Genomic DNA, 10,423 nt, shown 5'->3' with positions numbered 1-10,423 from the left:
CGCGCGGTGGCCTGGCGCGGCAGGACCGCCGGGACCGGCGGGTGGCGCAGCCTTCACGCGGCGGCTTGGCACGAGGCGCGCGAAGGCAGGCACGATGCCGCGCGGCAGAAAGAGCAGGATGAGAATCATGAGCGCGCCGTAGAGCATCCATTGGACCTCGGGCGCCACCACCCCGCGCAGCAGCTCGGGCAGCAGACCGAACAGGATGCCGCCCACGACCGGGCCTGCCAGCGTGCCCTTGCCACCGGCGATCACCATGATGACCATGGTGATGGTGTAAATGAAGAGGAACACGTCCGGGTCGATGATGCGCACCGTGTGCGCATACAGCCCGCCAGCGGCACCGGCGATCGCCGCCGACAGCACCGAGGCGACCACCAGGTAGCGGGTGACCGGAATGCCGATCGATTTGGCCAGTGTCTCGTTCTCGCGCAACGCGATGATGGCCCGTCCGGCGCGGCTGTGCACCAGGCGCGCCACCAGCACATAGGCCACGACGCCAGCGGCCAGCACCAGCCAGTACGTGGAGGCCTTGCTCACGAGGTTGATCACGCCTTCGCCCGGCACCCAGAAGGTGAGCGGCGGGATGGCGTTCAATGCCATCGGCCCTTCGGTGAGATCCACCCAGTTGAGCGCGACCATGCGCATCACCTGCGCGAAGCTGATGGTGACGATGACGAAATACGCGCCGCGCACACGAAACGCCAACTTGCCCACCAGCCAGCCGAACACGCCAGCCACCACGATGCCCATGCCAAAGGCGAACCACACCGGCTTGGGCTCGACCACCAGGGCGCGCCAAAGCCCAGGCTCACGTCAAAGCCCAGCGACAGCAGCGCACTGGTGTAGGCCCCGATGCCGAAGAAGGCGGCCTGGCCCAGGCTCAGTTGCCCGGCAAAGCCCAGCAGCAGATTCAGGCTGATCGCGGCGATGATCATGATGCCGGCGGCAGCGATCACCGACAGCCCGTAGGGCGAAGGCCAGAGCAGCGGCAGCACGGCGAGCGCAGCCACGCAGACCAGGAATGTGAGGCGATGTGGCATCAGCCTACCCTTTCTTTGACAGTGAACAGACCCTGGGGCCGCAACAGCATGACCACCAGGATGACGACAAAGCCCATGGCGTCGCGATAGGCCGTGGAGATGAAGCCCGCGCCGAACTCCTCGATCATGGCCAGCGCAAAGCCACCGAGTGCCGCGCCCGCGATGTTGCCCAGCCCGCCGAGAATGACGATGGCAAACGCCTTCAGGCTTGCCAGATCGCCCATGGTGGGCGTGACCATGAAGATCGGCGCGAGCAGCGCACCCGTGACCGCGGCCAGGCTTGCGCCCAGGGCGAAGGTGAGCGTGTAGATGCGCGACACGTTCACACCCACGATCTTGGCCGCGTCGCGATCCTGGAAGGTGGCGCGCATGGCCATGCCCAGCCGGGTGCGTTCGATGAGCAGATAGCATGCGACGAGCAGCACGATGGCCGCGCACAGCACGAAGAGCCGGGTGGGCGATATCGCCACGCTGCCGAACACCAGTGGCGCCTGCGAGAATGGCGTGGGCACGACCTTGCCCACCCCACCCCACATCAGCAGCTGCGCGTTCTGCATCACGATCATGACACCGATCATGATGAGCATGACCTCGTCCATGTGCTGCAGATTGCACCGGCGCAGCAGGAAGAACTCCACCGCCCAGCCGAACAGAAACCCGATGGCGGCGGCCGCGAGCAGCGTGGTGAAGAAATCCAGGTGCACGAGCGACACCAGGGCGTACGCGGCATAGGCGCCCAGCGCGTAGAGTTCGCCATGCGCGAAATTGACCACGCGCATGATGCCGAACACCAGGGTCAGGCCGATGCCCAGCAGCGCATAGGTCGCGCCCAACACCAGGCCGTTGACCGCATGCTGTAGTACTTGATCCAAGAGCGTTCTCCGAAGCGGTGCGTCACAGGGGCGCGACATGGCCGCGCCCGCTGGGCCGCCGCCTGCGCGGCGGCCGTCGCGCCTGCGCGCTTACTGTTCAGTGACCTTGCCGTCGGCGAGCTTGACCACGTAGATGTTCGGCGCGTTCTGGCCGCTTTCCTTGCCCTGCGGGCCATCCTTCTCGAAGGCGATGTCGCCATTGACGCCCGCCACCTGGGTCTTCCAGAGCGCGTCGCGAATGGCGGCCGGCTCGGCCTTGCCGGCCAGCTCGATCGCCTTGGCCACGGTCAGCACCGCGTCATACCCGCGAAAGCCTTCCGTCAGCCCGGGAAACGGCAGCTTCTTCTGCTCCCAGCCCGCGACGTAGGCCTTGGCCACTTCCGGGTGCACCGCCTTGTCCACCGTCCAGGGCGAAAAGAAGAGCAGGTGCGTGCTCACGTAGCCAGCCGGTGCGGGGTGCTCGAGCAACTGCTCGGGGAACGAGCCGCCAGTGGTGATGACGCGCTGCTTGAGGCGTTGCTCGGAGGCCTGGCGAATCGCCAGGGTCAATTGCTCGACACCCGAGGTGACGATGAGCGAGTCGCTGCCCGTGTTGCGCAACGCCGCCAATTGTGCCGACAGGTCCGTCGCATCGGGCGAGACGGTCTCCTTGCGGCCCACCGCGATACCGTGGGTCTTGAGCATGGCCTCGAACTCGGTGGCCGCGCCCAAGCCCCAGTCGTTGTTCACGGACAGGAAATCCACCTGCTTGATGGGCGGATCAAAGCTCGCGAGCTTCTGCGCGAAGGCCAGCGCCTCCATCTTCGAGGTCGGGCTGATGCGGAACACCCATGGGTTGCCCGCCGTGGTGACCTTGCTGGACGACGCGGTCTCCACCACCAACGGCACGCCGTACTCCTCGAGCTTGGGCAGCGTGGCGAGCGTGAAGGTCGAGCCCCAGGCACCGATCATGACCGGCACCTTGTCACGCAAAATGAGCTTCTCGGCCGCATTGACCGCTTCGCGCGGGTTGGACTTGTTGTCCTCGACGATGAGTTCGAGGGGCTGGCCCAGTACGCCACCGTTGGCGTTCAGGTGCTCGACGGCCAGACGCGCACCGTTGGCGACATAGGTACCCGAGGCGGCGACTGGCCCGGTCAGGGGCTGGGACATGCCGATCTTGATGGGCTGCGCCAGGGCGGGGACGGCCAAGAGGACGCCGAGGGCCGCGGCGGGCAACAGGGGCAGGGACTTGAACATGACAGGCTCCGGGATTCGAGAGGAACGGGCACTTCGGGCTCAACGGCTAGACTCGGGTCTGCCGGTACTTCAGGTCGCGGTACTCACCCGAGCCGACCGGCGGATACTTCGCCTGGCCTTCGGGCGCCACGCACGCGATGCGCGCGTCGTAGTTCGGGTGATGAAAGAAGGCGATCGACAGACGCGCGCGCTGGGGGCCGTCATCGGGCGCATTGGCCACCCGGTGCGTGTTGGAGACCCAGCGGTCGTTGGTCCAGCGCATGAGCAGATCGCCAATGTTCACGACGAAGGTGTCGGGCGCGGTCTCCACGTCGATCCAGTCACCGTCGCGCGTGCGCACCTGCAGTCCGCCCGGCACGTTCTCACCGTTCAGGATGGTGAGCAGCCCGTAATCGGTGTGAGCACCCGCGCGCAGTTGTCCGGGCGCCGGCGGATGCGGCTGCACCGGGTAGTGGTTGATGCGCATGGCCGTGATGTGGCGGTCGATCTTGTCGGTGAAGAATTCCTCCGGCAGGCCCAGACCCAGCGCGGCCAGCCGCATCATCTCGGCCGTCAGAGCCTCCAGGGCGAGGTAGTACTGCTCGGCCGTGGCGCTCCAGTCGGCGGGGGTCTCGGGCCAGACGTTGGGAATGAAGTAGCGTCGGCCCTCGCCCTCGGTGTAGTAAGGCGTCTGCGGCCAGCGCTCGCGGCCGAAGTGGTAATACTCCTTGATGTCCGGCGCGCGGCCCGCGTCGTTGCCGGCGGACAAGGCCTCGAACCCCAGGCCGCGATAGCCGCGCGGAATGTCCGCGTCGGCCGGTGCCATGCGGCGCTTCTCGGCCAGCGGCTGATTGAAGAAGGCATAGGACTGCGCGCGCAGGCGCGCGATCAGCGCCGGGTCCACGCCATGCCCACGGATGGTGAAAAAGCCGATGCGCGTGCAGGTCTCGTCGATCAGGCGGCCGACGCGCAGACGCTCGGCGGCGTCGCCCGCCAGTGCAGGTGCGAGATCGATGACAGGAATGCTCGTTTGCATGATGCGCCGCCTCAGTGAAAGTACGCGCCGCCGTCGACGACGAGCGTCTGTCCGGTGATGAAGCCGGCGCCCGGGCCCGCCAGGAACGCGACGGCGCCCACCAAGTCGTCGGGCAGCATGTCGCGCGCAAGCACGCGCCCCTTGAGCGAGGGGCCCTTGACGCCTGCGACCAGCGTGGGATTGGCATGGACGCCATCGCTCAGCGTGAAGCCAGGCGCCACACTGTTGACCCGCACGCCGTCGGCGCCCATTTCTGTGGCCAGCGCCCGCGTAAGCGAGACCACCGCCCCTTTGCTCGCGACGTAATGTGCCATCAATGGGTTGCCCTTGAAGGCCACGCCAGAGGCGATGTTGACGATGGCTCCGCCACCGGCACGCTGGAAGGCTGGCGCGGCCTCGCGGCAGCAGGTGAACAAGCCGAACACGTTCACCTCGAACACGGCGCGCCACTCGGCCAGCGTGAGCGAGGAGAACGGCTTGGGCACCAGCGAGGCATAGATGCCGGCGTTGTTGACCAGGGCGTCGAGCCGGCCGAAGCGGGCCTCGGTCGCGGCCACCAGATCGGCCACCGCCTGCTCGTCGGCGACGTCCACGGCGTGACCATGGACCTGCGCCCCGGTCTCGGCCAGCCGCGCAGCGGCCGTCGCAGCGTCCTGGCGATCCGCGATGACCACGGCGTAATCCTGCTGGGCCAGATGGCGGGCGATGGCAAAGCCAATGCCGCTGGCAGCCCCCGTCACGATGGCCACGGGGCGCGGTTTGACCGGGTTCATGCGGGGATCTCCTGGATGAGGGGTTCGAAGAGCGACACAGGGGGGACATAGAAACCCCGGCCCAGCAGACCCGCGGCCGTGCCGGCACCGACCATCGCCAGATGGATCAGCGGGCCCTTGCCGTGAGTCAGGATGCGCGCGGGGTCGAGCACGCCGTCGGCGCCAAGCACCGCCTCCGCTCGCTCGGCCCAGTCCGCGGGCAGGCTGTCCGCCCAGGCGGACACGAGCGCGGGCGCCCGTCGCAGCGCCTGGCCGCCCAGACCGCACGCGTCGAGCACGGCGCTGTCGCCAATGGCCCCCAGCACGGCATCGTCCGGCGCCACCGGGAACCGGGTGCCGACCGGCGCGGTAGCCGGCACGTCATGCCAGCGGGTGGCCCCCCGCGCCCGCACGCCAAAGCGCACACCGTTGCCGCCGATGGCGGCAAGGCCGTGTTCACGGCTATCCAGCACCCAGGCGGCCGCCGCCATGAGGGGCGTCAAGACGAAGCCTGGATTGGTGGCCAGTCGCGCATCGGCCCTCAGGGCCGGATCGTCCAGCCGGGCGATCAGGCCGGCGTGGGCCGCCGCGGTCAGGGCGTGGCATTCCTCACCCGCCGCCAGGGCGGCCGCGATGATGGGCCCGAGGGCCACCGGCGCGCCGCGCAGGAACGGCGCCAGCGCGTCGCACGCCCAGGCGCCCAGCTCACGCATGTTGTCCACACATTGACCGTCTGGAGATCCGAAGCGCAGCGCGGGCGCTGGCGCCTCGGCCAACGGTGCGTAGCAGGCGGTGGCGCCATCGCCCACCACCACCAGCGGCATGCCGGCCGAGACCACCTGAGCGAGTGGCGTCACCACACCGTGATCCTGGGCGGGCGCCAGGCGCACCTGCCCCGTCGCCACGGCGGCCAGCCCCTCGGCGAAGCACTTGGCCAACCCGTCGTGCACACAGGCCCAGGCAGCGGCGTGCAGCACCGCCTGCGGCACCCTGGCCCCCGGCGCATAAGGCGGGCCCGCGTGCAACAGGACGTCCTCGCCCAGCGCCGGCAGCAGTTCGCGACGGCTGCGCACGTCGCGCAGGCTGGCGCCCGCGAAGATGCGGGAGGGATCGGCTGCGCTCACGATGCCTTCCTGCCAATGAGCTTGTGCCAGTACGTGCGGCACAGCGCGCCGAGCAGCGCCAGGAGGTTGATCGACGGTGCGGCTGCCGCACGCGACGAGCGCGGCGCAGGCGGCGCCACGACCGCGGTGTCCACGGCCCAGGGCATGGCGCCATGGCCGGCCGCCGCCGCGAGGCCCAACGCCTGCGCCGTATCGGCGTCCGGGGGTGTCACCTTGACAGGCCCGGCCGGCGCGCTGACCGGTTCTGCCGCCAGTTCGGCCTGCAGGTTGTCGGCAAACTGGCGGGTGAGCTGCTCGGCCAGCGCGCGCACGATGCCCTCGCGGCTGAACTGCGCGAGCGAGCCGGTGATGGTGAAGGTCACGGCCACTGTCACCTGGGTACCCTCGCCAGCCGGGGCCACGGCAAAGCTCGCCTCGCCCTTGACGCGACTATTGCTGCGTGGGTCGGCAGCCTGACCCGCGAAGCGCCCAGTGCGCGCCGCCTCATCCAGGTGCACCTCGCCTTCGCCCGCGAATGCCGCGGCGATCGGACCGAGCTTGACCTTGAACAGGAGCGGCAGGCGGTTGCCCTGGGCTTCGCCGCGCAAGGACGCGCCCGGCAGGCAGGCCACCAGTAGCACGGGATCGTGGAACGCGGACCACACGGCGTCGGGCGACGCCGTCACGGTGAATGTCTGGTCAAGCTGCATGTGAAGCCTCATGACGGTAGGTCTTGAGCACGTGCTGGATGGCGCGCACGATGCCCTGGTAGCCGGTACACCGGCACAGGTTGCCCGCGAGTTCCTCGCGGATGCGGGCCTCGTCGGCCTGCGGCAGGCGCCGCACGATGTCGCGCGCGGTGATGAGCATGCCGGGCGTGCAGTAGCCGCACTGCAGCGCATGGTTCTCCGTGAACGCCTGGCGCAGCGCGACGTTGAGCGGGTCATCGTCCATGCCCTCGAGCGTGGCGATGGCCTTGCCCTCGAAGCGCTGCGCGGACTGCAGGCAGGCACGTTGCGGCGCGCCGTCGACCTCGACCGTGCAGGCACCGCACACTCCGTGCTCGCAGCCAATGTGCGTGGCGGTGAGCCCACAGTGCTCGCGCAAGGCATCGGCCAGATGGGTGCGCGGCTCGCAGCGCACCGCGTGCTCGATGCCGTTCACCCGAAGGCGGATCGTCGCGTCGCGCGTGGCGGGCAGACGCAGTTCAGTCTTCATGGGCAACTCCGAGATCGGTGAGGACACTGCCGAGCAGGTCCAGATGCAGCGCGGCACGGTCCACCGGGGTGGCAAGACCCGCGCTGGCGATCAGGTCCTGTCGCGCGGTGGCACGCGCCAGGCCGGCGAGCAGGCCCGCGCCCTCGATCACCTGGGGTGCACCGTCCAACGCGCCGAAGACCAGGCGTTCGATGCCGCGTTGGGGGTCGTGCAGGCCGGCCACGATGGCCATGGCGAACTCACCGGTCTTGCGACAATGCTTGCGATAACCCCAGCGCGCTCCCGCGCCGAAGGCCGGAATGCGCACGGCAGTGAGCACTTCGGCAGGCTCGACGTCAGGCTCGAAGGCCGAGCGCAGGAACGCCGAGGCCGGCACGTGGCGCTCGCCTTGGGCGCCGCGCAGCACGCACGTCGCCCCCATGGCTGCCATCGCGCTGACCCAATCGGCAGCGGGATCGGCGTGACACAGGCTGCCGCCCACGGTGCCGCGGTTGCGCACGGCGCGATAGGCGATGCCGCGCGCTACTTGCGCGAGCATGCCGTGGGTGACGTCCGGCACGCGCCCATCCTCCAGCGCCGCGTGCGTCACCATCGCCCCGAGCACCAGCCCACCGTCGGTCAGATGGGCCTCGCGCAGCGCAGGCAAGGCATCCAGGTCGATGAGGCGCTCGGGCCGGGCCAGGCGCAGGTTGAGCATCGCGCCCAGCGACTGGCCACCCGCGATGGGCTTGAAGAACGCGTCGCGCGCGAGCAGCGTGACGGCCTCGTCCAGACTCGCGGCGCGGTCCAGGTCGTACAAAGGCGCTTTCATGCGCGAGCCTCCCGGATAGCGGTCAGCACGCGCGCAGGACTTGCCGGCACGCTCAGCAGTTGCGCCCCGATACCAGCGAGCGCGTCGTTGATGGCGTTGACGATGGCCGCTGGCGGCGCAATGGCGCCGCCCTCGCCGATGCCCTTCTGCCCGAACTTGCTGAACGGGCTGGGCGTTTCCAGATGATCCAGCCGCACAGTCGGCATTTCGCCTGCGCCGGGAATCATGTAGTCGGCCAGCGTGGAGGCCAGCGGCTGGCCTTCGGCGTCGAAGGGCATCTCCTCGTAGAGCGCCGTGCCGATGCCCTGGGCGAGCCCGCCCAGCAACTGGCCTTCGACGATCATCGGATTGAGCAGCACGCCGCCGTCCTCGCAGACGGCATAGTCGAGCAGGCGCACCAGGCCCGTGGCGGTATCGACTTCCACCGCGCAGGCGTGGCAGGCGTAGCTGAAGGTGCCGCCATCGGGCTGCATGCGGTAGCCCGCCGTCAGGGCAAGGCCCCCCGGGTCCACGCCTGCGGGCAGCCGCTGCGGCGCGCGATACCAGGTGTGGGCGATCTCGTTCAGCGACAGGGCGGCACCGCCCGGCACCTGCACGCCGCCGTCGGCGAACACCAGCGATTCCGCATCCACCTGCAGCAGCCCGGCGGCGATGGTACGCAGACGCGCACCCAGCGCCTCGCAGGCTGTACCCACTGCACCGCCCGCCATCACGGCGCAGCGCGAGCCCCAGGTGCCCGTGGAGTATGGCGAGGTGGCGGTATCCCCATGCAGCACGCGCACGCGCGCGGGATCGATCGACAGGACGCTGTGCGCCACCTGGGCCAGCGTGGTCTCCAGGCCCTGGCCGTGCGAGTGGATGCCCACCTGGACTTCCAGCACGCCGTCGGCTGTCATGCGCACGTGGCATTGCTCGTAGCCCGGTACCATCGGGATGCCCCAGCCGTGATACACCGACGTGCCGTGCGCGCCCTGCTCGCAGAACACCGCAAGGCCCAGGCCGATGCGCCGCTGAGGCACGGCGCCGCCGCCCTGGTGCGCGTGCTGACGTTCGCGCCAGCCGCGCCAGCCCAACGTCTCAACGGCACGCCGCATGGCGAGCGCGTAGTCGCCCGAATCGAAGGTCTTGCCCGTGATGTTGGTGAACGGCATGTCCTCGCGCCGCACCAGGCTGCGCTCGCGCAGTTCGTAGGGCTCGATGCCCAGCTCGCGCGCGGCGAAGTCCAGCATGACTTCGAGCGCAAAGCACACCCCGGTGCGCGCCACGCCACGGTAGGGCAGGATCGGCGGCTTGTTCGTGGCCGCCGAGCGGGTACGGCACTGAAAATGTGCCATCCGATAGGGCCCTGGCAGGATCGAGCCCACCTGGGCTGCCTCCAGACAGGCCGAGAACGGATAGGACGAATACGCGCCCGAGTCCACCACGGCATCGCATTCGATGCCGGTCAGCACGCCCTCGGCACTCACCTGCACGGTGATGTCGTACGCGTGCTCACGGCAGTTGGCGTTGGCGCCCAGGTGCTCGCGGCGATCCTCCAGCCAGCGGATGGGCCGGCCCAGGTGCATGGCCAGCCACGCACAGCAGATCTCCTCCGGCAGCAGCAGCCCCTTGTAGCCAAAGCCGCCGCCCACGTCGGGCGAGACGACGCGAATCTGGCCCTCGTCCAGCCCCAGGCACTCGGCCAGCCCCGTGCGGTTGATGTGCGGCAGTTGCGCCGCACTGGTCATCACGAGCTGGTCAAGGCGGCTGTCCCACCAGCACAACACGCCACGGCCCTCGAGCGGCATCATGCACTGGCGCGACGTGCTCAATTGCCGGGACACGCGCACGCCATCGGATGCGGCCACGGGCTCGCCACGCTGCACCTGGGTCTCGAGAAAGACATTGGCATCCCACGCCTCATGCAGCCGGGTCGGACTCGCATCGTCCAGCGCCATGCGCATGTCGGCCACCACGGGCAGCTCGGCGTAATCGACCAGCACCTGGTCCGCGATGTCCTCGGCCTGCGCGCGCGTGGGCGCCACGCACATGGCCACCATCTCGCCCACGAAGCGCACCTTGTCGTGGGCGAGCGGGTATTGCAGGGAGGTGCGAAAGCCGGGCAGACCCGAGGCCGCCAGAATCGGCTTGACCCCCGCCAGGTCCTGCCAGGTGAACACCAGGTGCTCGAGCCCCTCGGGCTTGTCCACGCCCTGGATGCGGGCGTGGGCGAGCGGCGAGCGCACGAACGCCACATCGAGCATGTCCGGCATGCGCAGATCGCCGACGTACTGGCCGCGTCCGGTCAGAAAACGCGCATCCTCCTTGCGCGACAGGCGTGCACCGATGCCTTTGTCCAGCACGTTGGGGTGGGCTTGGGTCATGGCGGGG

At 69.2% G+C, this 10,423-nt stretch carries 11 protein-coding genes; all 11 read right to left on the bottom strand.

All coding sequences use genetic code 11. From position 1 onward, the window contains the following. A partial coding sequence (locus IMZ29_RS14680) for a branched-chain amino acid ABC transporter permease (protein WP_253207149.1) occupies window positions 1-753 on the bottom strand: 753 nt, incomplete at its 3' end. After that, entirely contained in the window at window positions 648-1,043 is a 396-nt protein-coding gene (locus IMZ29_RS22825; protein ID WP_253207143.1) for an ABC transporter permease subunit, read from the bottom strand. The genes IMZ29_RS14680 and IMZ29_RS22825, both read right to left, overlap by 106 nt. After that, window positions 1,043-1,915: a branched-chain amino acid ABC transporter permease gene (locus IMZ29_RS14675; protein WP_216185410.1), complete on the bottom strand. Its 873-nt coding sequence runs from the start codon at window positions 1,913-1,915 to the stop codon at window positions 1,043-1,045. The genes IMZ29_RS22825 and IMZ29_RS14675 overlap by 1 nt, the downstream gene beginning before the upstream one ends. A gap of 90 nt (window positions 1,916-2,005) precedes the next feature. Further along, on the bottom strand, window positions 2,006-3,154 hold the full coding sequence (locus IMZ29_RS14670) for an ABC transporter substrate-binding protein (RefSeq protein WP_216185406.1): 1,149 nt from the start codon (window positions 3,152-3,154) through the stop codon (window positions 2,006-2,008). A gap of 46 nt (window positions 3,155-3,200) precedes the next feature. Beyond that, on the bottom strand, window positions 3,201-4,169 hold the full coding sequence (locus IMZ29_RS14665) for an isopenicillin N synthase family dioxygenase (protein ID WP_216185403.1): 969 nt from the start codon (window positions 4,167-4,169) through the stop codon (window positions 3,201-3,203). Between the two features lie 11 nt (window positions 4,170-4,180). Continuing rightward, window positions 4,181-4,942, bottom strand: coding sequence for an SDR family NAD(P)-dependent oxidoreductase (locus tag IMZ29_RS14660; protein WP_216185400.1), 762 nt, complete (start codon window positions 4,940-4,942; stop codon window positions 4,181-4,183). Then, on the bottom strand, window positions 4,939-6,045 hold the full coding sequence (locus tag IMZ29_RS14655; protein ID WP_216185397.1) for an oxamate carbamoyltransferase subunit AllG family protein: 1,107 nt from the start codon (window positions 6,043-6,045) through the stop codon (window positions 4,939-4,941). The genes IMZ29_RS14660 and IMZ29_RS14655 overlap by 4 nt, the downstream gene beginning before the upstream one ends. Continuing rightward, complete coding sequence (locus IMZ29_RS14650; RefSeq protein ID WP_216185394.1) at window positions 6,042-6,734, bottom strand: SRPBCC family protein; 693 nt, start codon at window positions 6,732-6,734, stop codon at window positions 6,042-6,044. The genes IMZ29_RS14655 and IMZ29_RS14650 overlap by 4 nt, the downstream gene beginning before the upstream one ends. Further along, window positions 6,724-7,242, bottom strand: a complete 519-nt coding sequence (locus IMZ29_RS14645) for a (2Fe-2S)-binding protein (protein ID WP_216185391.1) — start codon at window positions 7,240-7,242, stop codon at window positions 6,724-6,726. Before IMZ29_RS14645 ends, IMZ29_RS14650 begins: the two co-directional genes overlap by 11 nt. Further along, window positions 7,232-8,053 carry an FAD binding domain-containing protein gene (locus IMZ29_RS14640; protein ID WP_216185388.1) on the bottom strand — a complete coding sequence of 274 codons (822 nt, stop codon included), beginning with the start codon at window positions 8,051-8,053 and terminating at the stop codon, window positions 7,232-7,234. The genes IMZ29_RS14645 and IMZ29_RS14640 overlap by 11 nt, the downstream gene beginning before the upstream one ends. Then, window positions 8,050-10,416, bottom strand: a complete 2,367-nt coding sequence (locus tag IMZ29_RS14635; protein ID WP_216185385.1) for a xanthine dehydrogenase family protein molybdopterin-binding subunit — start codon at window positions 10,414-10,416, stop codon at window positions 8,050-8,052. The genes IMZ29_RS14640 and IMZ29_RS14635 overlap by 4 nt, the downstream gene beginning before the upstream one ends. Window positions 10,417-10,423 lie beyond the last annotated feature (7 nt).

The sequence above is a fragment of the Verticiella alkaliphila genome (assembly GCF_018904615.1).
Classification (GTDB): domain Bacteria; phylum Pseudomonadota; class Gammaproteobacteria; order Burkholderiales; family Burkholderiaceae_B; genus Verticiella; species Verticiella alkaliphila.
This window is presented reverse-complemented; position numbering and strand designations above follow the sequence as displayed.

What these genes read in the sequence shown, in the direction of transcription:
- IMZ29_RS14665 (WP_216185403.1), bottom strand. Translation starts at nt 4,169, where the DNA reads ATGCAAACGAGCATTCCTGTCATCGATCTCGCACCTGCACTGGCGGGC.
- IMZ29_RS14640 (WP_216185388.1), bottom strand. Translation starts at nt 8,053, where the DNA reads ATGAAAGCGCCTTTGTACGACCTGGACCGCGCCGCGAGTCTGGACGAG.
- IMZ29_RS14670 (WP_216185406.1), bottom strand. Translation starts at nt 3,154, where the DNA reads ATGTTCAAGTCCCTGCCCCTGTTGCCCGCCGCGGCCCTCGGCGTCCTC.
- IMZ29_RS22825 (WP_253207143.1), bottom strand. Translation starts at nt 1,043, where the DNA reads ATGCCACATCGCCTCACATTCCTGGTCTGCGTGGCTGCGCTCGCCGTG.
- IMZ29_RS14650 (WP_216185394.1), bottom strand. Translation starts at nt 6,734, where the DNA reads ATGCAGCTTGACCAGACATTCACCGTGACGGCGTCGCCCGACGCCGTG.
- IMZ29_RS14645 (WP_216185391.1), bottom strand. Translation starts at nt 7,242, where the DNA reads ATGAAGACTGAACTGCGTCTGCCCGCCACGCGCGACGCGACGATCCGC.
- IMZ29_RS14660 (WP_216185400.1), bottom strand. Translation starts at nt 4,942, where the DNA reads ATGAACCCGGTCAAACCGCGCCCCGTGGCCATCGTGACGGGGGCTGCC.
- IMZ29_RS14635 (WP_216185385.1), bottom strand. Translation starts at nt 10,416, where the DNA reads ATGACCCAAGCCCACCCCAACGTGCTGGACAAAGGCATCGGTGCACGC.